The sequence below is a fragment of the Gracilimonas sp. genome (assembly GCF_035704785.1).
GTDB lineage: Bacteria > Bacteroidota > Rhodothermia > Balneolales > Balneolaceae > Gracilimonas.
The window spans coordinates 1-23535 of sequence record NZ_DASSWP010000016.1 but is presented as its reverse complement, the minus strand read 5'-3'; the positions used below and the strand labels follow the sequence as shown (position 1 = coordinate 23535).

Sequence of the window (23535 nt, the reverse complement as noted above, 5' to 3'; positions counted from 1 at the left end):
GTAAGTAATGAAATTTTCACTACATAAAGCAAATGGAATCTATGAGATTTAACATTTAAGAGTCTCTATCTTATTTTTGCGCTTCAGTTATTGGATTACAAAATTAATCGAGCCCCCTAAACCAACCCCGCAACCCTCTTCACCTTTTCCTTATCGGCGAGGCCGATCTTTGGGTCGCATTGGATAAAGCGCTCACCGAACCGGCTGAGTCCTTCGTCCATATCATCCAGAATGGCATACCTGGGGATCTCCTCCGTATTCAGGTTATCGGTGATCCAGCGGCGGATCTCATCCCCGCGGGTCACCTTCCCGGAGTTTTCGTATATCAGGGAAGGAGTGACGCCGACCACGTATTTCCCCGGCAAACCATTATTCTCAAACAATTCCTTTAGCTGCCGGAGGGAATGGTCATACCGCCAGGTGGAACTCACCACGATCTGTCCGTTGTAATACTCCACCAATAGCTTCAGGTGCGCCATTGCCACCGGGCACCAGTTCCGGTTGGTGGACCTCCCCGTCTCCCTGATCTGCCTCCTCAGATGCGCCTCAGTATTCAGCACGCCGTCAATATCTACAAAAAGGGTGAACTTGCGCTCCGGTATACTTTCGTTTACATCCATGCCCCGATTTTAAGAACAAGGGGGGTTAGGTGCAAGGCGTTAGGTGAATAGTGCTTGATAAGCTATCCTTTGTGCAAGCCGGGAATTCATTTCGGGTTTTGGGGCTGATTGATTAGCGATTAACGAACGGTGATTTCCGATTAACGAAAAAGTGGCTCGGACATAAACAAGCGAAGGCCTTCAGGCCTGCCTTTTTAGCAACCAAGTTATCATAAACCACACTATCATTCTTTACCCAAGCCAGGAATTCATTCCGTGTTTTAGGGCAAATTAATTTACGATTAGCGAACGGTGACTAGCGATTTATGATGTGGGTAGTGGCTAGGATATAAACAAGCTCCGAATACTCGGAGCAGGCTGCCTTCAGGCCTGCTTTTGTGGCACTCCTTCAGTGTTCAATATTGAATGTTCCTTGTTCGATGTTCAATGCTCCCCGGACTAAACCCATCCATCACCCCGCTGTTCAGCGGAAAGATGGATTCCATTCGTTCTGTATTCAATATGGAATAATACCTTCGACCTTAGAAAAAAGAGCGTTAAAAAGATGACGGAGTGAAGCGTTAAGAAACCCCGATAATCGGGGCGCATGGCACTTAATTTACCAGCAAGCGCCGTGAAGGAGCATTGATTTCTTTTAGTGAAATGTAGTCAGCTTTAGCTCTTTTTTCGCAGTCGCCCCGAATGCTCGGGATTGATTCTTTTGTCGGCACAAAAGAACGAAGAAGTTGAATGCGGACAAATAGATCAACAAAGGGCATGAGAAGATGGAGCTACATAACGAGGATAAAAAATACAAACCTAATTCTTTTGCCGGTTATCCAGAATAGTTATCACCTTTACAGTGTCTTCCCCTATTTCATAGACAACCGATTGATGTTTCGAAATAACGGCCTTTCTTAGGTGGGAAAACTTCAAAGATGCGGGATATAGCCTTGGAAAATAGCTAACACGATTTTCAAATTTCTTTAGCCTTATCAGAAAACTGTTGACTTCCGATTCGCTCCATTCCTCTAAAAGATATGCTTTGATCTCCTGGATCTTATCCGACGACTCAAGCGACCATACAACTCGCTTTCGTTCAACCATGTTTATCCCAAAATTCCCGGCTGCTTAATGTTCTCCCTTTTTCATGATCTTCCCGTCCTTTTTTAACGGACTCCTTTTCCCCTTCAGTTAGATCATCATACCAATCTCCTTCTGCCGGCTCTGCTTCTTTCATAAGCTTTAGTGTTTCCAGCAGGTCTTCATTGCCAGGCTTTGAGATCCACTCAACCAATTCTTCTCTGACTACATTTTTATCATCCATGACTTTCTCCTGTTTTGCCAGCTATCAATATATAAAATTCAGATTTTCAGTGCTTGTTTACTTCGCTGACAGCCATGTTAACATAAGCCATAATATCATCCTTTACCCAAGTCAGGAATTTATTCCGTGTTCGATGTTCCTTCGGCCTTAGAAAAAAGAGCGTTAAAAAGATGACAGAGTGAAGCGTTAAGAAATAAACTACTCCGCTGATAAACTAAGAAGCGAGCAACTCTCGCTATAGAGCTTTAGTTTATTTTAGCGGAATGGAGTCAGCTTTAGTTCTTTTTTCGCAGCCGCCCGACTGCTCGGGGTTGGTTTTTTTGTCGGCACAAAAGAACAATGGAGGTGATTACGGACAAATAGATCAACAAAAGGCACGAGAAGCCGGAGCTTCCGGGACGGCATTACGCATATGGAGCTATGTAACGAGGATTAGATTAGCGATTGACGAACGGCGATTAACGATTTTTGAAGAACTATGGAAAGGGGCTTTGAGGTTGAAAAATGCACAATACATTAAAAATCAAATTATTTAATGTATGTTAAGTAAAAAAGGCCTATAATTGAGGTCAGATTTCCCTGCATACATTAATAAATCAAATTTTTAATGCCTGAAGAGCTTCTTTATCCCATCAACCCCGACCGAAATGATCCGTGGAATGATCTTCCGGAACTGCCGATACACGAAAAGCTATATCGCAGACTTTCGGTTTTTGAGCAACTGGGGAAAGCTAAAGAGGCATTGGCTCTGTTGGCGGGCAGGAGCATCGCCATTCCAAATCCGGGCGTGCTTATCAACACCATCACCTTGCAGGAGGCGAAAGATTCGAGCGCCATCGAGAATATCTTTACTACCGATGATGAACTCTATCAGGCATTCAGCGATGCAAGATCAGAATTGGAGGCCACCGGACCGGCGAAGGAGGTGCTCCGCTACCGGGAGGCGCTATGGGAAGGATTCCAGTATCTCAAAGATAACGGGGATTTCGATTGTGATTATTTTGTACGGTTATATCAGGAAATAAAGGAAGAAGGAGATGGGATCCGTCCGCCTTTTGCACGTACCTATATTCGTATGGGTGGAAGTGGCCCTAATGCCGGTAAAACCATTTATACACCCCCGCGCGGGGAGGGTATTGTGGAGGCCAAGCTGGATAATTTGATCCGGTTTCTGAATGATGATTCCATACCCCCCGCAGAACCTTTGCTGAAGCTCGCCATTGCACATTATCAGTTTGAAGTCATTCACCCCTTCCGCGATGGAAACGGACGGGTGGGCCGGATCATGAATATCCATTTGCTCACCCATGCCGGTCTGCTGGATCAACCCATACTTTACCTCAGCCGGTATATCATTCAGCATAAAGAGGAGTATTATGAAACGCTTTCGGGTGTTTCCCAGCGCGGCGATTGGGAAAGCTGGCTGCTGTATATGCTGCGTGCGGTGGAGTTCACGGCCCGGCTGACTTACCAAAAAGTGAATGACATCATCGAGACGAAGGAGTCGCTGTTGCAGGTGATACAGGAGAAGACCTCTATTCGCCGACCGGAGCAGCTTGCCGAGGCTATCTTTTCACAGCCGTACATCAAGGTCAATCATCTGGTTGATAATGGAATATATGCGGAGAACACGGCCCGAAATTATCTGAATAAACTGGCGGAGATCAAGGTGTTGCAAAAACGCCAACTTCAGGGCCGACATTATTATGTGAATCTGGAACTGGAACAGATTCTTTCTTATTAGTTTTGAGGTTTTAGGTGCGAGGTTTTAGGCTTAGTTGAATTCCTTGGCGTCCTTGTTGCCGTAAGTTTTGCAGTTATCCTTTATCCAAGTGAGGAATTCATCCCGGGTTTTGGGCTAATTGATTAGCGATTAACGAACGGTGATTAACGATTTTTGAAGTGGGTGTTGTGGCGAAAACAGAGATGCCCCTGGCACCAACACCCCACGAAATTCAAAAAGGAACGGCTTTTTGAATTGATCTCCCCTCGAGGGAGGTGCCGACCGAATGGGAGGCGGAGGGTGTCCGTTTCAGGGTGATTGCTACAGCAAACTTCTGTATTCAATATTGAATTTTCCTTGTTCGATGATCAATGCTCCCCGGCCTAAACCCATCCATCACCCCGCTGTTCAGTGGAAAGATGGATTCCATTCGTCCAGTATTCAATATGGAATATTCCCTTCGGCCTTATAAAAAAGAGTGGGAGGTTCTGCTAGGTATTATCCCGATTATCGGGAGAGGTTCGTAACGAGAAACCGATCTTAATCTACCACCGCACAAGCGAGACGCTTGCGCTAGTGTTAGATTGCTAAAGCAAACTTCTGCATTCAATATTGAATGTTCCATGTTCGGTGTTCTTTCTGCCGTTTTTCATCTTAAAAAATCTTCCGGACGGTATTCGCGGGGTGTGAGATCGGCCAGCCGATGAAATCCGAAATAACCCAACTGAATAACCCCATAAGGCTGCACAACCTCTCCGTCTCCGTCTACAGTGATGAACCGCTCATTAAGTTCCAGCCAGGAAACCTGAGAGTTATTTGGCCCCCGATTCAGGTTTCTCGCCCATTCCAAGTAGCGGCGGTCTTCGCGCTCTTCGGTATAAATGACCTCCAGAAATCCTGGATATTGGATCCGGTACAGGTAATATTTTTCGCCGGGGCGCATAAGGCGATCGAAAGAAACGGGGCGTCGGTTATCGGGCATACCGGGATGTCCCGATTCTCTTACGTTGTAGAGAAGGTAACCTTCCTCTTCTAACCTGTCTTGCAATAAAGAAATCCAGAAATGCCGCATCGACCCATAAAATGCCTTTTGCCTGTTCTCTTCCCATCGGGCTTGCTGAAGGGAGTCTGAGGAAGTCATTTCTGTAAACAGGGATTCTCCGTCCCAATAAGTTCTGAGTCCGGTATGCTTAAATTCAGCCAGGTAATAAGTGATGTGGTAGCCAAGTGCCCGGTTCTCTATCATCAGCGGGGCCTCTGCCTCAGCAGTCAGTCGCCCCCAAAAATTGGCATCAAAGCGGAGCACTTCCGGGTTCAGAATGACAACGGATTCAGCTTCTTCTGTGTAACCCAGAAAGAGTTCTTTAAAGTGCTCATAGCGTTTTTTCCATTTCTTATCCTGGTGGCCAACATAAATATCGTTCATTTCGTAGACTACCGGTTTAAGGCTGAGATCTAAGTTTTTGTGATCTTTTGGGCCCACCTGTAAGGTGTAGGTTCTCCGGCCGTAACCGATCATGGAAATGACCATCCGGTGAGAGCCGGGAGGAATATCCTGCAATCTGTAGCGGCCTGCCCGGTCTGTTTGGTCGCCAATTTTAGTTCCCGATAAAAAGATGTGCGCACCCTTCAGTGGTTGTCTGTTATCGGTGTCGATCAATCGGCCCGTAACAATGGCTTGAGCACACAGCATGTCAGTCCTTCCCAATATTGAAAGACCGCTTATCAGAAGTATGAAAATGACACGGTACATACTATTAATCCCATAAAAAATGCACGAGGTTGGGTATATATACTTAAATATAATATCCGGGGTATTATTTTCAACGAGAAAATTATATCAGAAGTTTTGGTTCTTTTTCGGTACAAAAGAACAGGAGAGGTGATTATTGGCAACAAATCAAAACTACATAATGGAAGCCGCAGCTTCCGGGACAGTATTACGAAGATGGATCTTCGTAACGAGGTGAAAAAAAAGCAACCAATTCTTAATCCGCCTCCGCACAAGCGAGACGCTTGCGCTAGTGTTTGAACTCCCTACCAGATCTAAATTTGTCCTGAGAAAGTCGGGATTCGCGGTAAACTTTTCGATCCTACATCAACAACTACGCTCAGAATGACGACTTTTGGGGCAGGTAATTGATTTACGATCAACGAACTGCGATTAGCGATTTTTGAATCAGTGGCACGGAAATTAACAAGCTCCGAATACACGGAGCAGGCTGCCTTCAGGCCTGCCTTAGTGCCCAAGAGTACCAGCGAGCGAGCCGTTGTATGTTCCATCAATGTTCAATATTGAATGTTCCTTGTTAGATGTTCATTCCTCCTTGTTCAATATTCCTAAGCCTTGTATCTTGTCGGCTCACAACCAAGGTTGGGGGTGCTTGCATAGCGGGCTGAGATTACACCCTGATACCTGAACCGGATAATACCGGCGTAGGGAAACCTGTTTACCGCACAGTTACGCAAGTTAACCTCCTCCATTAATCTAAGTTACAAATGGAGGAATTCATGTTTAATTCTTTACTTAAGAAGTCGTTTTTTGCGGCTTTTCTATTCACACTACCACTACTCTTCACTAGCAAAATTCAGGCGCAAACCATTTCCGGTACCGTGCTTGATGCTCAATCCAAAGAACCACTGGCCGGGGCGGCCGTCCGACAAATGGGCACTTCCCGTGGGGTTGTCACCGAGGACGACGGCTCTTTCGAAATTCTCCTTTCCGAAAACGGAGACCGGGCCTTACTCATTACCTATCTCGGATATAAGGACCTTGAAGTAGATCTTTCTATTTCGAACAAAACGGGCGAGCTTTTTATGTTCCCCAAAACCTATATAGGGGATGATGTTTTCGTCAGCGCCACCCGTGCTGATGAAACCTCGCCCATCACCTACACCAATATAGAACGGGAAGAGATCGAGCGGCGCAATTTGGGACAGGACATCCCGTATTTGCTGCAAAGCACCCCGTCGGTCACAACTACATCGGATGCGGGAATGGGCATTGGATACACGGGTATTCGCATTCGCGGGGTTGACCCGGCTCGTATCAATGTAACCATCAACGGAATTCCGGTGAATGATGCAGAATCACATGGCGTGTTCTGGGTGAATCTTCCGGACCTCGCATCTTCCACGCAAAACATTCAGATCCAGCGCGGGGTGGGAACGTCCACCAATGGAGCCGCAGCTTTTGGCGGGACCATCAATCTCCAAACCAGTTCTTCCAGGGTGGAACCGTTTGGGGAGATCAATACCGGAGTCGGTTCCTTCAACACGAGAAAATACAATGTAAAATTAGGCTCAGGTCTGATGGAAAACGGATGGCAATTCGAAGGCCGCCTTTCCAAAATAGATTCTGACGGATTCATCGATCGCGCCAGTTCTGATCTCGATTCCTATTTTCTTTCAGCAGCGAGACACGGTAAGCGAAGTTTACTTCGGGCGGATGTCTTTTCCGGAAAAGAACGAACCTATCAGGCATGGTATGGCATCGAAGAAAGCGTACTCGAAAATGACCGCACCTTCAATGAGGCCGGTACTGAAAAGGACGGTGATCCCTACGAAGATCAGGTCGATAACTACCAGCAGAATTATTATCAGCTGCATTATTCATACTCGCTGACAGATAACTGGAATGCCAATGTTTCCGCTTTCTATACCAAAGGATTTGGCTATTATGAGGAATATAAAGCCGATGAAGCTCTGGCTGATTATAGTATTGAGCCGATCCTGCCTTCTACTCCTTCCGAGTCGGATCTGGTTCGCCGACGATGGCTCGATAATGATTTCTACGGCACCATCTTCTCTACGAAATTAACCCCGAATGACACCTGGAATTTAACGCTCGGTGGTGGATACAATTATTATGATGGCGCTCATTTCGGGGAAGTGATCTGGGCGCGTTATGCCGGAGACAGTGAAACTGAAGATCGGTATTATGATAATGACGGCATTAAAAAAGACTACAATCTGTACGGAAAGCTTCAGTATGAACTTACCGACAAGCTGAATTCCTATGTGGATCTGCAGATGCGGGGAGTCAGTTATGAGTTTCTCGGAAACGGCTTTGTACGCAGTGCAGGGAGTTCCGTAAGAGACAGCCTCGTAGCTCTTCAGCAAACGGATGACCTGCTGTTCTTCAATCCCAAGTTTGGCTTTGTTTACCAACTTCCGGAACAGCAGCGCGTATATGCTTCTTTCGCGATCGGAAACAAGGAACCCACCCGCGATGAGTATGTAGATTCATCTCCCGAAAGTCGTCCCGATCCTGAAAAACTGTATAATATTGAAGCAGGTTATCGTGGTGATTTCAGCCGTCATTATCTTGGTGCAAATGTGTATGGTATGTTCTATCGCGATCAGCTGGTTCCCACCGGAGCGATCAATGACGTGGGAGAGATCGTGCGTGAAAATGTACCTGAAAGCTATCGGGTTGGACTGGAGCTTCAAGCCGGAGTTAGTCTTTCGAAACACCTGAGCCTGTCGGCGAATGCGACTTTCAGTCAAAATAAGATCACCGAATACACACAATTTACGGATCAATATGACGCGAGCTTCAATTATCTCGGTCAGCAGGAAACGGTGTATGAGGATACCGACATTGCCTTTTCACCTTCGGTGATCGGAAACGGGATCATTGGATATCAGTCCGGCAGGTTGAATGCGGAGCTGATCAGCAAGTATGTGTCCCGTCAGTATCTGGATAACACCCAAACCGAAAGCCGCTCCATCGATCCTTATTTTGTGAATGATCTCAGGTTGAGTTATTCACTGGATGAGATCGCTTTGTTGGAGGGGATCACAGCCACGCTGCAGGTGAATAACCTCTTCAATCACGAGTATGAGACCAACGGCTATACGTTTGGTTGGCTTGAGAATGGAGAACCGGTGAACTTCAATTATTACTATCCGCAGGCTGGTATGAATTTCTTATTTCAACTAACCTGGAAATTTTAAATGAGTAAATGCTAAGTGTTAAATGGCGTAATCATTTAACACTTAGCATTTAAAATTAAAGCATTCATTACAAATTATTCTCAATATGATTGGCAATCTGCTCGGCATGAACGCGTGAATTTTCTATGAATAGGCTGCTGGTATCCATACCTCCGCAAACCACGCCGGCCACATACACGCCTTTTTCTTTGGTTTCGAGGCTGTCCTCGTCGTACACAGGCATGCATTTTTCGTCATCGGTAAGTTCAATACCAAGGCTTTCCATGAGGTCGTAATTGGGGTGGTAGCCCGTCATGGCAAGTACAAAATCATTTTCAAGCGTTACCTCACCATCCTGCGTTTCGATCACGACTTCTTTCTCACGGATCTCCTTCACGGTTGAATTGAAATAAGCCGGGATCTCTCCATTTTTGATCCGGTTCTCTATATCCGGTTTCACCCAGTATTTTACTGTTGGCTTGATGGTATCGTATTTCAGCAGCATCGTTACTTCCGCTCCGCCTCTCCAGCATTCGAGGGCAACATCCACACCGGAGTTTCCGCCACCAATCACCAACACTTTTTGCCAGGCGTAGGGATGCGGCTCATCATAATAGTGCTTCACCTTAGGAAGATCTTCACCCGGCACGTCCATCATATTTGGCTTCCCGTAAAAACCTGAAGCCACGATCACTTTATCGGCTTTGTAGATATCCTTGTCCGTTTTTACAGTGAAGTTGCCATCTTCCCCTTCCATCGATTCCACCGTCTCATATAAATTGATCGGCAGCTCATAATGCTCGGCTACGCGCCGGTAATACTCAAGGGCTTCGGCGCGGGTAGGTTTTGAACCGTGAGATATAAATGGCACATTCCCGATCTCGAGCTTGTCGGATGTCGAAAAGAAGGTCATGTTGGTGGGATAGTGAAAAAGCGAATTCACCAAACAACCGCGTTCAATAATTTTAAAAGGAATGTTTTTCTCTTGAAGGGCAATTCCGGTGGCAAGTCCAATGGGACCTGCACCAATAATGATAACCATGTGAATTCTGTCGTTATAGGTTGGTGTAAGTGAATTGAGTTAACAGCCTGAAGATACGAATCGTTTAGCTTTTTAAAGAACCGCTTCTGCTATTCGATAATGAACGATTTGGGAACAAATATTGATATCATACCTTTCACCAATCCCGGTAACTTTCACTCCAAATTATATCTTTCTTGTTGATGAGAACCTTTTTTAAATCTGTTTTATTTGTTGTTTTTCTCACCCTATCCTTTCAAACTCAAACTCAGGCTCAGCTTTTGAACGTGGAGAGCGTTCGTGCCAATGTCGATTCAGCCGGATGGCACGGAGAACTGGAGTTTGATCTTTCCCTGAACCGGTATAATGAGCGGGTTTTTGAATTCACGAACGAATCCAATCTTTCCTATTTCACGGAAGGCCATGCCTATATGTTGCTCAATAAACTGAAGTTCGTTAACCTCGATGGCAACTCTTTGATCAGCAGTGGTTACGTGCATCTTCGTTCCACATTATTACGGAATGGACGGCTCTCTCCGGAGATCTTTGTGCAATATCAATACAACAATAATCTCGGTTTGAATAACCGCGCACTTGTGGGTGCCGGAGTCAAATATCGGTTTTACAGAACAGATGCATGGCAGGCTAGTGTTTCCACGGCCCTTATGTACGAGTTTGAAGAATGGCAGCTTGCCGGTCAGCCTTCTTTAAAAAATAAGTTTGTCAAGACCACGAGTAACATCAGGCTAATTGGGGAATTCAGTGACAATGCTACTTTTTTACTGGTTGGATATTATCAGGCCCGACCCGATCAGTTTTTTGAAGCCCGTTCCATCCTTGAATCAAAGTTAAAAATGGACTTAAGTAAACGAATAGCAGTATCCATTGGCTTTGTGGCCTCCTATGATGCAAAACCCATTATTGATATTCCCTACTGGACTTATGAGTTGAATAATGGATTGGTGGTGAAGTTTTGAGGGGTTAGGTGTTAGTTGGTTTACTTAACAATCAAGTTGCCACTGACAAAACAGCCTTACGGTACACAAGCCGGAAATTCATTCTGTGTTTTGGTTTTTTTGGCAACAATTTACTAACACCTAAAACCTCGCCTCTTACCCATAAAACCCCTACTCCCCACTTCTTCTTCGATCCATTCCCCACATCAGTTTGTTACGCAAGGTCTCGAAATAATCATGACCGGGAAGGTGGATCAGGTTAAAGGTGAGATCCGACTTCAGTATCGTCACTTCAAAAGGGAAATTTTCGATGTCATGAACTTGTCCGTCGTATGAAAAAAGCACTTCACTTTGTTGTTTCTCAATTCGGACTTTCAGGGGCTTGGTGGAGTTAAGCACCAACGGCCGGGTAGTAAGGGTATGCGGGTTGATGGGGGTCACTAAAAAAACTTCGGTGCCGGGTGCTACAATGGGGCCGCCTGAAGCTAAATTATATGCGGTAGATCCGGTTGGGGATGCGACTAACAAACCATCTGCCCAATAGGTGTTGATCAGGCTGCCATCGTATTCAGCTGTCACATTCACCATAGAAATAGAATCCTTTCTGGAGAACAGGAATTCATTCAGAGCATGAAATTCATCTCCATTGTTGGTAATAGCTTTTAGAAAAGCGCGCTGATCTAATTTAAAATTATTGTTGAGCAGGCAATCGAGGGCACGTTCCAGATCTTCGATCTGAGTATTCGCCATAAACCCAAGTCGCCCGCTATTGATTCCAAGGATCGGTTTAGCCAGATTCCTGGCAATTCGTGCCGTGTATAAAATGGTGCCGTCTCCCCCCATCACCAACACAATATCACAAGCTTTGACAGACTCCTCATCAGAGTCGGTTTTTTGGATCGAAGGACTGCCATTGAGTCCGGTTTCCTCGCAGATATCAGAGTTTATGAATAAGGAAATACTCTTCCTTTCAGCCCATCCAATGGTTTTTTTGAGAACTTCCCTTACCTCATACTTTTTAGGATTTGCAATGATACCGAGTTTCATCAATTGGTCCTGTTGATTGTGAGATCAGATACATCAAGACTCCAGGGGTTTTGACCCAAAGTGATACCGGAAACAGAGTTGTGATTTAAGATGTAAATGGGTGTTTTCCAGGTCATAAATTTTTGAGTATCAGGAAAAAGTCTCGTGGAGAACGTAGTCTCATCTGATATTGCGTAAGAAGGATTCATGGAAAAGCTTATGTCCATCTGGTTGGCTATGGGGGCCAGATCATCTAACAGAAAGAGTTCGAAGGGATGTTGAGTATGCGTGATGACAAATCCTGATCCGTCACTGTTTTCTGCTGAAGTGGTATCAACTCTATTTGTTGAGATGGTTCCAAGTGCCGGGCTTGGTATCAATGACGTGTCTTCGATTGAGGAAATAAATCGGTTGGTTTGCCCGGCCTGACCTGAATTTTTGTTGTAATAAAATTCATATTCAGAAAAAGCTGGCGACTGCTGGAGGGTATAATCCTGATAATAACTCTGTAAAAGATTCCCCGAAGAATCAGCTATCGTCACCATTGTTTCCGGGCCGACTTCTATAATGGCATCAATGGTGTTTTTGGCGAATTGTTGAAATAAGTCTTTCTCATTTAAGCCTGAAACGATATCTAATCGGTTGATATCAGGTATGCTCTCGAAATGGTCTTCATAAACGGTTAATAAGTGAGTGTTACCTTCTTTTTGTATGAACTGGAAGGGGCCGGTACCTGCGGCTAATTGGATAGGACCATTGGAAGGCGGAACACTTTCTTTGGGGTAAATGGAGGCCATAGGGTGTGCCAGTAGCTCCAGAAATTCAGGAGATGACTCACTCAGATTGAATACTACCGTAGAATCATTTCTAACCTGTATGCCCTCAATAGATGAAATAACTCTGCGTGCAGGATCTTTCACATAAGTCTGTTCATTGTGGAAACTTGAGAAACCGCGAATATTTTTAAATTGATTGGCCGTAAGATCTGGAACGTCATTATCTGCCATTCGTTCAAAGATGTACTTAACGTCTGAAGCAACGAATTTTCGTCCTACACCACTTTCAAAAACAGGGGAGTCATGAAAGTGAACATCAGTTTTCAAATTAAAGGTGAACTGTGTAGAATTATTGTTAGCAGTCCATCTTTGGGCTAATGCAGGTGAAATATTCCCATTCTCGTCGATACTGATCAAGCCGTCATAAACAAGATCTATGATTCGCCATTCACTGTTAGATGAAGCAAAAAGCGGGTCAAGAGATTCTATCGGAGCGATTTCACCGAGTTTGACATGCACAAAATCATCTGCTGAAGTATCGGCTTGGGTAAAAACAGAATCGGAAGGTGTAAACAGATCTGAAGCACCTGACTTTACGATAACCGTTTCCGGACCTTTGCCACAGGAAATGACAATGAATAATGGAAGTAAGAAAACAATATATTTTTTCATCAAAGTATTCCTCAGGGTTTATTAAATAAAGATATGAACGCGGGAAATAATTCCATATTGGTTGATTTTACTTAATTTTTGCTTCCTTTCAACCCTTTTATACCTTTGATGGCTTTTTCACTGAGAAGGTTGGTCTCGTAACTGCGTACGCGCCCATTTTTTTCGCGATGTTTTTTAAGCCCTATATCAATGAGTTCTTCAAGCAGCATATTGAAAGGAATGTCAGATTTGTCCCATAAATAGAAAGAGAATGAGCCCGGAATAGTATTGATCTCATTGAAATATACTTCTTTAGTGTTGGCATTTACGAGGAAATCGAGTCGGGCAATACCGGAGGCATCAAGTACTGAAAAAGTTTTAGTGGCCAGATCCCGGATCTTTTTTGTCAGTTCTTTGGAGATGTCAGCGGGAATTACCCGGTCTGCAGAAGCCATTCCTTTTTCACCGCCACCGCTCTGGTATTTGTCTTCGAAGGAAAGGGTTTCAGTTTGTCCAAGCGGTTTTTCGCAAACACTTGGGCGGCAATCTTCAGGAGTTCCTATAACAGAACAGTTGATCTCCATCAAAGGATTTACAGCTTCCTCAATAAGGAGGTGAGCATCATAACGGAAAGCAGTTTCTATGGAATTCACAAGTTCTTCGCGGGTGTTGGCAATAGCTACTCCGATACTGCTTCCCAAAGAAACAGGCTTTACGATCAATGGATAACCAAAGTCTTCGGCAACATTTATGATCTCTTCCTGCTCTTTTTCCCAGTCACTTTCGTAGAAATTCACCGCCTTGGTAACAGGAATACCATTTGCTGTCGCAACTAATTTGGCCTTTACTTTGTCCATTCCCAGGGATGAACCCAGCACGCCGCTTCCTGAGTATGGCACATTCATCATCTCACAAACGCCCTGAAAAGATCCATTTTCCCCTTCACTTCCATGGAATGCACATAGCACGGCATAGACCGGATAGCTTTTGGGTTTTGAGAAAAAGCCCGCGCTTTCCTGCTCTTTAAGCAAAGTGCGGCCGGTTTCATCTTTTACGAAAGCGCACGAAATAGCATCGCTCTCAAGCTTTGAGATCTCTTTATAGTTGCTGAGGTCCAGGAGTTTTTCTCCTGTTAACCACCTGCCGGATTTAGTTATATATAAAGGAATGCAGTTGTAGGAGCTTTCTTCAAGAGCTGAAATAGCCTGAATTGCTGTTAAAACAGAAACTTCATGCTCCGGAGAAACACCACCAAAGGCGACAATGAGATTTTTTTGAGACATATCGATAAAGTAAGATTATAGCCGAAAATAGGATTGTTTAGGGTTAATTGTTAATGAAGAAATTCATTTTCGAATGATCGATTTTTGATTTTTGACCTGTGAAATAAAAAAAGTGTAAGGAATCTACTTTTCATCGCTCTAACTAGTAAATGTAAACGAAAATGGGGTAGAATAATGAAGAGTAACGAATTAGAGGAAAGACTGATCGATTTTGCAGTTCAGATCATAGAGTTAATGAATGAGATACCGAAGTCTAAGGCTGGAAGTCATCTATCGGGACAATTACTTCGGTCAGGTACCTAGCCGGCTTTGAACTATGGAGAAGCGCAAAGCGCAGAATCCATGAAAGATTTTGTTCACAAACTACAGTTAGTATTAAAAGAGCTAAGAGAAACATTTGTGAATTTGAGAATTCTATACAGAGCGAAATTATTTAAAAATAAGTCTACCTTAATTCTTGCATTGAAAGAAAACAACGAATTAATAGCAATAATGGTCCGAAGTATTCAGACTTCACAAAAGCGATTAAAAAACTAAATGCATAAAACTTCAAAAATCACTGATCAAAAATCGATCATTCGCATATCATAATTTTCAGAACTCAGAATGTCCTGAGTTCTGATTCCTGAATTCTGAGTCCTTCTCCAATAATATTTGTTTAAACTTGTACTTGTTCCTCATTTTGATATTTTCAATATTAGCTGTTCTGTTCAACCCTCCAAAATATTGCATGCATGAGTAAAGTTATCACATCCCTGAGCCAATTAGATTTTGACCTTTCTGATCTTGAGTCGATGCCGGCTCCTGAAAAAGTTTTATTGGTGAAGCCTACCTATTTCTCGGTTGAGTACGTCATCAACCCACATATGGAAGGAAATATCGGAGATGTTGATAAGCTTGCAGCTCAAAACGAATGGGAGCATTTAAAAGCGGCTTATGAAGAACTGGGTTTGTATGTGCATGTTGAGCAAGGTCAGCGTGGCTACCCCGATATGGTTTTTTGTGCGAACCAAAGCCTGCCGAATATCACCAAAGATGGTAAAAAGGAAGTGATCATGAGTGTGATGCATTCCGATCAGCGCAAGGATGAGGTTCCATTTATCCAAAAAGTGTATGAGGACAGCAGTTACGATATTGTTCATCTTGACCATTCCAGATTCAGCGATTTTGAGGGAATGGGAGATGCATTGTGGCATTATAAAAAGAGGTTGATCTGGGGCGGATACGGGTATCGTTCGTCTAAGGAAGTTTATGATGTGATCTCTGAAACGTTTGATACCCCGGTCATAGCTCTGGAACTTGTTGATGACCGATTCTACCACCTTGATACCTGCCTTTGTATTCTTGACTCCGAAACAGCCTTGATCTATCCAAAAGCCTTTACAAACGAGGGATTGGAGCTGATCCGAGCCGTGTTCAAAAATGTGATCGAAGCGTCAAAATATGAGGCAGAAAAGCTTTTTGCCTGCAATGCTACCTGTCCGGATGGCAAGAATGTATTTATTCAGCAGGGCTGTATCGATGTAAATCAAAAACTGAAAGAACTCGGCTTTAAAGTCCACGAATTCAGCACCTACGAATTCCTAAAAAGCGGCGGCTCCGTATTCTGCATGAAGATGTTGCTCTGGTAATGTGCTTTGTGCTGTTGTACTAATTGTGCGAGGTGTTTAACTAGGAAGGTTTTTCTATTTGATATCGCATAAAAGCTAATGTTTTGTTTCGGGCTTCAAACGCCTTGGCCCTGATCATTTCACATGTTTCTGTTGATTGGTAATTAAGATCATCCATTGCATATGTCATACTCATAACTTCAGAAGCTGAGCTTTGAGCAATATTGAAGAAATGAATCATTTCTTTTCTTCTATAGCGAGTAAACCCCTCAGATATGTTATTCATAACGGAGATAGAAGCCCTTCTTATTTGGTCTTTAAATCCATAGTCCTTAGATATTTCACCATTTTGTGTATACTTGTAAACCATAGCAACAAGTTCCCTGGCACTTTGCCAACACTCTAATTCTTCAAATTTATATACAGTTCCCATAATTATTCCTTTTCTTCTTAAGAGCGATTTCAAATACATTCCTTACAATATTTTTTTATTTATTTTTAATTAAGCACAAAGCACCTCGCACAAAGCACATTATGAACCTTATAAAAGCCTCCATCTCCGGAATTCTCCTTCTCGCCTTAATACTTACTCTCAACACTAAATTCGGAGCCGTTCCGCCGCTGGGTAAGTTCTTTGATCCGGATGCCGGTTTCTGGGCGAATGCCGAAACTTCAACTCCGGAATCACAGGAGCTTAATATCCCCGGATTACAGGATGAAGTTCGTGTATACTTTGATGAGCGAAACGTGCCGCACATCTTCGCTGAAAATGAACATGACCTGTTCCTGGCTCAGGGATATATTGTAGCACGCGACCGACTTTTCCAGATGGAGATGCAAACCTATGATGCTGCAGGAAGGCTGGCCGAAATAGTAGGGCCGGATCTGTTAAACCGAGATCTGAACACCCGCCGGCTTGGAATGGCCTATGGTGCTGAAAAGGCCAGGGAGGAAATTGAAAAGGATCCCGAGATCAAAGCTATTATCGAGGCCTATTCAAAAGGAGTAAATGCTTATATCGATCAGCTTTCGCCTGCTGATTATCCCATAGAGTATAAGGTACTGAATTTTGCTCCCGAGCAATGGGAACCGATCAAGACCGCATACCTGCTCAAGAATATGACGCGGATGCTGGCCGGACGGCATAATGATGTTCGCACAAGTAATACCATTCAATATTTCGGAGAAGATTTTGTGGAGAAATATTTCACCCGTAAACCTGAACTTAATGACCCCATCATTCCGCGATCCCGGGAATGGGATTTTGAAGCGGATGTTCCCGAGAAACCTGATTCACTTTTTGTGCCAAGTGTTTCAAAAGTGATAGATCCTTTTCCACACCAAGAGGGAATTGGCAGCAACAATTGGGCGGTTAGTGGGGAAAAAACAGCCTCAGGTTATCCCATTTTGGCTAACGACCCACACCTTGGACTCACCCTCCCATCCATCTGGTATGAGATGCAGCTTACTGCTCCGGGTATCAATACCTATGGCGTTACTCTTCAGGGCACACCGGCCATTATCGTTGGTTTTAATGAACAAACGGCATGGGGAACCACGAATGTTGGATCTGATGTCATGGATTGGTACGAAATTGAGTTTCGGGATGAGACTCAACAGGAATATTGGCACGATGGGGAGTGGAAGCCAACCACGAGTCGGGTAGAAGAAATAAAAGTCCGCGGCGGGGAAACAGTGTTGGATACGGTGGTCTACACGCACCACGGACCTGTGTTTGAAGTTTATTCTGCTGTGGGTGAGCGTAAAGCGATCTATCATGCTTTACGCTGGATCGCGCATGAACCCTCCAATGATCTGCGTACTTTCTATGGCTTCAATAAAATGCAGAATTATGAGGATTTTGAGGAAGCAGTAAGTAATTATACGGCTCCGGCACAGAACTTTGCATTCGCAGATACGAACGGTGATATCGCGATGTGGGTTTCGGGAAAACTCCCCAAAAAGTGGGAATTTCAGGGGCGTACAGTAAGTGATGGAACCGATTCACTGTACGACTGGCAAGGATGGATTCCTACCCAACACAACCCCCACATCTTAAATCCGGAACGTGGATTTGTGAGTTCAGCAAATCAGGAGTCAGCGGCTCCTGACTACCCTTATTACCTGGAGGATGATTTTGCAGCTTATGAACGCGGACGCAGAATAAACGATCTGCTGGAAGAAATGGAGAACATCACTCCACAGGATATGCAGCGCATGCAGATGGATAATTTTGCCTATAACGCTTCCACTATTATCCCTGAAATGATAGAGTGGACAAAATCTGATGATCTGTCTGAAAAAGAAATAGAAATATTGGAAATGATGCGCGACTGGGATTTTATGATGGAAGCTGAACTCATTCAACCCACCGTATATCTGACCTGGAGAAACCGGTTTTTTCGGGCAGTTTTTGATGATGAGTATAATGCCACAGAAGCCGCTTTACGGTATCCTTCCCGTGATATTTTTGTAGAGATCATTACGGAAGAACCGGGCATGGCTTTTGTGGATGACATCAATACGCCGGAAATGGAGACGGTAGAGGATATCGTAACCCGAACATATCAAGAAACCATTGCCAGTTTGGTTGATTATTATGGAGAAGATATTGAAAATTGGAAATGGGGATACGATATCAACAATGATCTGAACCACATTGCCAATATCCCCGGTTTTGGAGCTCAGAATTTATTCAGCAGCGGTGCAGCGGAGGCGATCAATGCCACCCGCGGAACGCATGGTCCTTCGTGGAGAATGGTGGTTGAATTGGGCCCCGAAGTTAAAGGCTGGGGTGTATATCCCGGTGGACAGTCAGGCAACCCCGGTTCACCCAATTACGACAACATGGTGGAAGACTGGCGCACGGGTGAGTTATTTGAGCTGAACTTTTTACGTGAGGAGCCTCAAGAATATGAGTACGTATTGAGTTTGACCGGGAGTGAAAGGTGACAAAAGGCAACATCCGTTCCGTAAGAAATTATATGCGTATCAGTCTTTTGCTGTTGATACTGCCCCTTTTATATCTGCTGCTTTGGATGTCTATTCAGGGTAATGAGTCACTGACCTATTTCGAGCAGGTGCAGCAATTGATGAGTTATTTCCCTGAATCCATACGTAATCCCTTTGGTATTACACTTGCCTTTTTTGGGATGAGTACGGTCTCGGCTGTGTTCGGTTTTTATGGCTATCTGAAAAGTGAAGGCGGATATTCAGGGATAATGAGCCTTGTGATATTCACTGTTGCGGCACTTTTGGCATTCTGGTTCCTTATAAGTTTGTTTTGACAGGCAAAACAGATAAGCGCGTTTCAGACATTCATTACAATAGTCGTCATCCAGAGCGCCTAGTTGTCTAATGTTGGTTTGGGAGATATACCGCGAAGGATCTCAATGTTAGATATAGTAAGTAGCTCAAACTTTGAGATCCCTCGTGTTCTATAACCGTGTCTATGGCAACTTAATACGCACTCGGATGACGACTTAGAACTATAACCAATGCCAGTTCGCAGATCGATCATTGGCCATTCGCTAATCGCAAATCAATTCACTAAAAAACAACTAAGGCTCAAGGATTGAATAACTTCAATCTTGGATGTTCTTTGTTCGTTGTTGGGTGTTCCCTTCTTTCTTCATCACCACAAATTTATCAATAGCCAATAGCGTGGGAGACACGATCATCACCAAAAGTAGCGTAGCGGCATGAGCGATGGTGGCATAAGCGAGTCCGGTTGCTTCGGGTACGGCATAAAAAATGAAAAGGGCCTTTGTGATGAACAGGTGATACGTTCCGATACCTCCGGGAGTAGGAATGGCGATTCCCACGGCGCTGACTACCGTTAATACGGTCGCCTCAGTAAACCCAAGTCCAAACTCACCTTGCATGTCGAACATGAAGAACCCGATGTAGGTCATGCTGATGTAGAACACCCAGATGAGTATGGAATAAAAAATAAAGAGCGGCCAGTTTTTCAGTTCCCGAATGGCAAGCACTCCATCCACAAAAGTACGAATGATCTTCTGGATCTTATGAACAAATTCAGCGGCTTTGCCCTCTGTTTGCTCGCCGATTTTCTTGAACATCCAGTACAGAATTCCTAGGGCGACCAAAGCAATACAGCCATACGTTAGAAGTGTTAAGATCAGATCAAGCTGTGTTTCAGAATTGGTGATATCGATCCCAAACAGGCGGGATAAAACCTGGGAATCAGCGATGAGAAAAACGACCACGAAAGCCATCAATAAAAGCATTCCGATTACATCTACGATACGCTCTAAAACAATAGTGCCAATGATCTTACTGCTGCTCTCATCCACTTGTTTGGCTACATAAACCGGCCGGGCTACTTCGCCCACTCTGGGCAGGGGAATATTAACAAGGTACCCGAACATCACCCCTGTAAAAAGCGTAGTTTTTGTGGGGACTTTCTCTTTGTTAGTGAACAACATTTCCCAGCGCAAGGCACGGATGTAATGAGCTCCAAGTGTTACTACCGCAAAAGGAAGGATCCAAAACCATGACATGCCCCGGGCTGATTCCACCACTTCTGATAATTCAACTTCCCGAAAAGCAAGCCAAAGAAAAAGAACTCCAAGCAGAATGCTTCCTGCGATCTTTAATGCTTTTTTCCCGTTCATTCGTTATTGGTTAATGGGAGAATGGAGGTTGAAACATCTACGAATAACGAACAACGAATAACCATATCAATATCTCATATCAATTACTTCGGCATCCTCAGGATAATCGAGTTCAAATAATCCGGCTTCGGGTTCAAGAAAACGGCCATCAGTAAATGTGGTAACGATCTCATTATCTGAGATATCCCACGCTTTGATCTCCAGCGGACGAAGTTGTGCATCAAGTAAAATTTCAACTTCTACAAAGATGGCAAAATCATCATCTGTTGTAAGCGTGATCTTGGTTCCGTTTTCGGACCTTTCTTCAGAAACGGTATAGGTTGAATCAATGCCACTCAGCATTCTGGATGGTGCAAAATCATCATCTTCCGGATAATAGGTGTCAATGATAACGCGGTTTCTTTGAGGATCATAAACCCGTGAATTTTCGCCATCCACCACTACCGTTTGTCCGTCACTTTGCAGTTTATAGCGAACTTTGTCGATCCAGATATCCCCGTAACTACTCACGACTTCACCGGTATAGGAGTCGGTATAAGTATGATCAAATTCGGCTGCAAAGACCTCACCGGAATCAAAGCGCTCCTTAAGCTGATCAAAATTTGGTGCTTGAGCAAAAAGTGCAGTACTAGAAATCAGAACTACGACTATGAATGATACTAATCCCTTAGCAAATATTGTGGAACCGGAGGTTCCGCCAGGCATTCCGAACCTCCGGTTCGTAACGAGAGCTGAAAGCTGAAGTCTGAAAGCTGATAGCTGATAGCCCCTAATCATACTCATCCAGATTGTCCAAAAGTTCCTGAAGTTCATCTTCGTCCTGAATGAGCACATCACGTGCGGTACTGCCTTGATATGGTCCAACAATGCCTGCATTGAATAATTGATCTATGATTCTGCCGGCGCGGTTATAGCCGATCTTAAGTTTACGCTGTAACAATGAAACTGATCCCTGCTGATGAAGAATCACAAGCTTGGCTGCAGCTTCAAAGTATTCGTCTATGTCATCTAACGGATCAGGGATCTCTGAAGTATCATCTTTTATGATCGGCAGGTGAAAAGGCTCCTTATATCCGGCCTGTTGGCCAATAAAGGAGTTAATTTTCTCAACTTCTTCTGTAGAAACAAATGCGTTTTGAATTCGGATCATCCCCGTTCCATTATTAAAGAGCATGTCACCCATGCCGATCAGCTGATCTGCTCCGCCCTGATCCAGGATCGTTCTGGAATCCACTTTTGAAGCTACCTGATAAGCAATACGTGCCGGGAAGTTGGCTTTTATGGTACCGGTGATAACGTTTACGGAAGGCCGCTGTGTAGCAACTACAAGATGAATTCCGATAGCACGGGCAAGCTGTGCAAGTCGCGCAATGGGTTCTTCAATTTGTTTTCCTGCGGTCATCATCAGGTCGGCCAGCTCGTCAATAATAACTACGATGTAGGGGAGGTGGCGGTGGCCAAGTTCATCATCCAGCTCGCCCGTTTTATATTTTTCGTTGTACGATTTGATGTCGCGGACCATAGCCATCTTCAGCAGGTCATAGCGCTCATCCATTTCCTTACACAAGCTTTCCAGTGTATCCTGTGCTTTGGAAGTATCGGTGATGATCGGCTCATCTGAATCGGGCAGCATCGCCAAAAAGTGATTCTGAATATTTCGATAGAGTGAAAGCTCGATCTTCTTGGGATCGATCATCACAAATTTCAGATTATCGGGATGGCACTTGTAAAGCAGGCAAGTAATAATGGTATTGATACCCACCGATTTACCGGAACCCGTTGCCCCCGCAATAAGTAAGTGAGGCATCTTGGTGAGGTCGATCATGAACACTTCATTTTCGATGGTTTTACCAAATGCGACCGGAAGGATGAAATCGGTTTCCACAAATTTCTTGGTATTCAGCACCTGTTTGATATATACCGTTTCGCGCGTGGTATTTGGGACTTCAATTCCGACGGCTGATTTCCCCGGTATTGGCGAGATCATTCGCAATCCTTTGGATGCGGTGGCCATTTTAAGATCGTTCGAATAGCTCTCGATCTTGGAGATCTTCACATCCGGCGCAGGCTCCAGTTCATATAAAGTTACCGTTGGACCAACAATAGCGTTAATTCCAACGATCTCAATTTTATGCCGCTTCAGTTTATCAAGGATGATGCGCTTGTTCTCTTTGATCTCCTCGAGATCCACTTCGTTGCCTTCATCAGGCGGAGAATCAAGCAGGTCAACTTTTGGAAATTTGTACTTGATGACCGGCACTTCTTTCGCTTTCTCTTTATTCTGCTTGTCGAGGTCTTTTTCGTCGGCTTGTTCATCCCCTTTTCCAACATAAACGGAAACTTCGATATCGTCTTCTCCTTCCTCGATCTGTTCTTCTTTTTCCAGGGAAGCTCTTTGGCGGGTATCCAGTGTTTTTACTTCAGACTGTTCCTTTTCACGTTTCTTCTGATCTTCTTCCTCAGACTGTTCGACCAACTCATCAATGGAAGGGGCAGGTTTTACAGGCTCGTTATCACTTTCAGGCTCGGCGATCTCTTTCTTTTCAAGTTCTTTTTCTTCTTGCTCTTCTTTTTTCTTCTCCTTGGCGGCACGCTTTTCAGCAAGGCGTTGCTCGCGTTCTTTGGCTTTTTCTTCTTTACGAAGCTGACGAGCTGCACGTCCCTCCTCCATTTTTTCCTGAATATTCTCGATCCACAGCTTCACATTGTCGATGGTCTTTTGCAGATCACGATCCACAAACATGAGCAAGGTAACCAGCATTAACACTGATAGAATAATAATGGAGCCTATATTGGTGATATTATAAAGCACCTGTGAGATAGCGATACCGGCAGTACCGCTCCAGATAGAGTCATCCGGAAAATCAGCGTTGGTATTTAACCAACCAATAAAAGTGGACAGAAGTACCATTCCCCAAATACTGAGTACGGTAAGCCAGCCCAGCTCTTTAAAATCTCGCCGGCGGAAGGTATGCCAGCCATGATATC

General features: G+C 44.3%; 22 protein-coding genes and 1 riboswitch. Of the genes, 9 read left to right on the top strand and 13 right to left on the bottom strand.

Going from position 1 to position 23535, the window contains the following annotated elements; genetic code table 11:
• Positions 1 to 116 precede the first annotated feature (116 nt).
• The 3 genes from VFM80_RS00755 to VFM80_RS00745 all read right to left on the bottom strand — a co-directional run bounded on the left by VFM80_RS00755 (position 117) and on the right by VFM80_RS00745 (position 1926).
• Positions 117 to 620, bottom strand: a complete 504-nt coding sequence (locus tag VFM80_RS00755) for an HAD domain-containing protein (RefSeq protein WP_395068561.1) — start codon at positions 618 to 620, stop codon at positions 117 to 119.
• Between the two features lie 798 nt (positions 621 to 1418).
• Positions 1419 to 1706, bottom strand: coding sequence for a type II toxin-antitoxin system RelE/ParE family toxin (locus tag VFM80_RS00750; RefSeq protein ID WP_395068559.1), 288 nt, complete (start codon positions 1704 to 1706; stop codon positions 1419 to 1421).
• Positions 1699 to 1926, bottom strand: coding sequence for a hypothetical protein (locus VFM80_RS00745; protein ID WP_395068557.1), 228 nt, complete (start codon positions 1924 to 1926; stop codon positions 1699 to 1701). The genes VFM80_RS00750 and VFM80_RS00745 overlap by 8 nt, the downstream gene beginning before the upstream one ends.
• Before the next feature lie 263 nt (positions 1927 to 2189).
• Between VFM80_RS00745 and VFM80_RS00740 the strand changes: the two genes are divergently transcribed.
• Both VFM80_RS00740 and VFM80_RS00735 read left to right on the top strand, forming a co-directional pair.
• Complete coding sequence (locus VFM80_RS00740; protein ID WP_395068555.1) at positions 2190 to 2462, top strand: hypothetical protein; 273 nt, start codon at positions 2190 to 2192, stop codon at positions 2460 to 2462.
• Positions 2463 to 2533: 71 nt separating this feature from the next.
• Positions 2534 to 3670 carry a Fic family protein gene (locus tag VFM80_RS00735; protein WP_395068553.1) on the top strand — a complete coding sequence of 379 codons (1137 nt, stop codon included), beginning with the start codon at positions 2534 to 2536 and terminating at the stop codon, positions 3668 to 3670.
• A 628-nt stretch (positions 3671 to 4298) separates the two neighbouring features.
• Here the strand turns inward: VFM80_RS00735 and VFM80_RS00730 are convergent.
• Entirely contained in the window at positions 4299 to 5402 is a 1104-nt protein-coding gene (locus VFM80_RS00730) for a carboxypeptidase-like regulatory domain-containing protein (protein WP_395068551.1), read from the bottom strand.
• A gap of 293 nt (positions 5403 to 5695) precedes the next feature.
• Entirely contained in the window at positions 5696 to 5932 is a 237-nt protein-coding gene (locus VFM80_RS00725) for a hypothetical protein (RefSeq protein WP_395068549.1), read from the bottom strand.
• A gap of 83 nt (positions 5933 to 6015) precedes the next feature.
• Positions 6016 to 6109, top strand: a riboswitch (TPP riboswitch).
• Between the two features lie 51 nt (positions 6110 to 6160).
• Between VFM80_RS00725 and VFM80_RS00720 the strand changes: the two genes are divergently transcribed.
• On the top strand, positions 6161 to 8608 hold the full coding sequence (locus tag VFM80_RS00720) for a TonB-dependent receptor (protein WP_395068547.1): 2448 nt from the start codon (positions 6161 to 6163) through the stop codon (positions 8606 to 8608).
• Between the two features lie 67 nt (positions 8609 to 8675).
• Here the strand turns inward: VFM80_RS00720 and VFM80_RS00715 are convergent, their stop codons facing one another.
• Positions 8676 to 9629: a YpdA family putative bacillithiol disulfide reductase gene (locus VFM80_RS00715; RefSeq protein ID WP_395068545.1), complete on the bottom strand. Its 954-nt coding sequence runs from the start codon at positions 9627 to 9629 to the stop codon at positions 8676 to 8678.
• A 182-nt stretch (positions 9630 to 9811) separates the two neighbouring features.
• Between VFM80_RS00715 and VFM80_RS00710 the strand changes: the two genes are divergently transcribed.
• A complete protein-coding gene (locus VFM80_RS00710) occupies positions 9812 to 10585 on the top strand; it encodes a DUF481 domain-containing protein (protein ID WP_395068543.1) in 774 nt (257 codons plus the stop codon).
• Between the two features lie 150 nt (positions 10586 to 10735).
• Here VFM80_RS00710 and VFM80_RS00705 read toward each other — a convergent pair whose 3' ends face one another.
• The 3 genes from VFM80_RS00705 to VFM80_RS00695 form a co-directional block, all read right to left on the bottom strand.
• Positions 10736 to 11611, bottom strand: a complete 876-nt coding sequence (locus tag VFM80_RS00705) for an NAD(+)/NADH kinase (protein ID WP_395068541.1) — start codon at positions 11609 to 11611, stop codon at positions 10736 to 10738.
• Complete coding sequence (locus tag VFM80_RS00700; RefSeq protein ID WP_395068539.1) at positions 11611 to 13038, bottom strand: ABC transporter substrate-binding protein; 1428 nt, start codon at positions 13036 to 13038, stop codon at positions 11611 to 11613. Before VFM80_RS00700 ends, VFM80_RS00705 begins: the two co-directional genes overlap by 1 nt.
• A gap of 71 nt (positions 13039 to 13109) precedes the next feature.
• The gene (locus tag VFM80_RS00695) at positions 13110 to 14300 is read right to left on the bottom strand and encodes a D-alanine--D-alanine ligase family protein (protein WP_395068537.1); all 1191 of its coding nucleotides are present in this window, start codon (positions 14298 to 14300) and stop codon (positions 13110 to 13112) included.
• A gap of 174 nt (positions 14301 to 14474) precedes the next feature.
• On the opposite strand from VFM80_RS00695, the gene VFM80_RS00690 reads away from it, so the two are divergent.
• The 3 genes from VFM80_RS00690 (at position 14475) to VFM80_RS00680 (ending at position 15931) form a co-directional block, all read left to right on the top strand.
• Entirely contained in the window at positions 14475 to 14603 is a 129-nt protein-coding gene (locus VFM80_RS00690) for a four helix bundle protein (protein ID WP_395068535.1), read from the top strand.
• A 6-nt stretch (positions 14604 to 14609) separates the two neighbouring features.
• Positions 14610 to 14837 (top strand): four helix bundle protein, encoded by a 228-nt coding sequence (locus VFM80_RS00685; protein ID WP_395068533.1) that lies wholly within the window; start codon positions 14610 to 14612, stop codon positions 14835 to 14837.
• A 197-nt stretch (positions 14838 to 15034) separates the two neighbouring features.
• Positions 15035 to 15931: a dimethylarginine dimethylaminohydrolase family protein gene (locus tag VFM80_RS00680; protein WP_395068531.1), complete on the top strand. Its 897-nt coding sequence runs from the start codon at positions 15035 to 15037 to the stop codon at positions 15929 to 15931.
• A 40-nt stretch (positions 15932 to 15971) separates the two neighbouring features.
• Here VFM80_RS00680 and VFM80_RS00675 read toward each other — a convergent pair whose 3' ends face one another.
• Positions 15972 to 16343, bottom strand: coding sequence for a four helix bundle protein (locus VFM80_RS00675; protein ID WP_395068529.1), 372 nt, complete (start codon positions 16341 to 16343; stop codon positions 15972 to 15974).
• A 101-nt stretch (positions 16344 to 16444) separates the two neighbouring features.
• On the opposite strand from VFM80_RS00675, the gene VFM80_RS00670 reads away from it, so the two are divergent.
• Positions 16445 to 18862, top strand: a complete 2418-nt coding sequence (locus tag VFM80_RS00670; RefSeq protein ID WP_395068527.1) for a penicillin acylase family protein — start codon at positions 16445 to 16447, stop codon at positions 18860 to 18862.
• Between the two features lie 32 nt (positions 18863 to 18894).
• Complete coding sequence (locus tag VFM80_RS00665) at positions 18895 to 19197, top strand: hypothetical protein (RefSeq protein WP_395068525.1); 303 nt, start codon at positions 18895 to 18897, stop codon at positions 19195 to 19197.
• A 297-nt stretch (positions 19198 to 19494) separates the two neighbouring features.
• Here VFM80_RS00665 and VFM80_RS00660 read toward each other — a convergent pair whose 3' ends face one another.
• The 3 genes from VFM80_RS00660 to VFM80_RS00650 form a co-directional block, all read right to left on the bottom strand.
• A complete protein-coding gene (locus VFM80_RS00660) occupies positions 19495 to 20547 on the bottom strand; it encodes a lysylphosphatidylglycerol synthase transmembrane domain-containing protein (RefSeq protein WP_395068523.1) in 1053 nt (350 codons plus the stop codon).
• Between the two features lie 66 nt (positions 20548 to 20613).
• Positions 20614 to 21330: a LolA family protein gene (locus VFM80_RS00655; protein ID WP_395068521.1), complete on the bottom strand. Its 717-nt coding sequence runs from the start codon at positions 21328 to 21330 to the stop codon at positions 20614 to 20616.
• On the bottom strand, positions 21317 to 23535 hold a 2219-nt coding region (locus VFM80_RS00650; RefSeq protein WP_395068519.1), incomplete at its 5' end, for an FtsK/SpoIIIE family DNA translocase. The genes VFM80_RS00655 and VFM80_RS00650, both read right to left, overlap by 14 nt.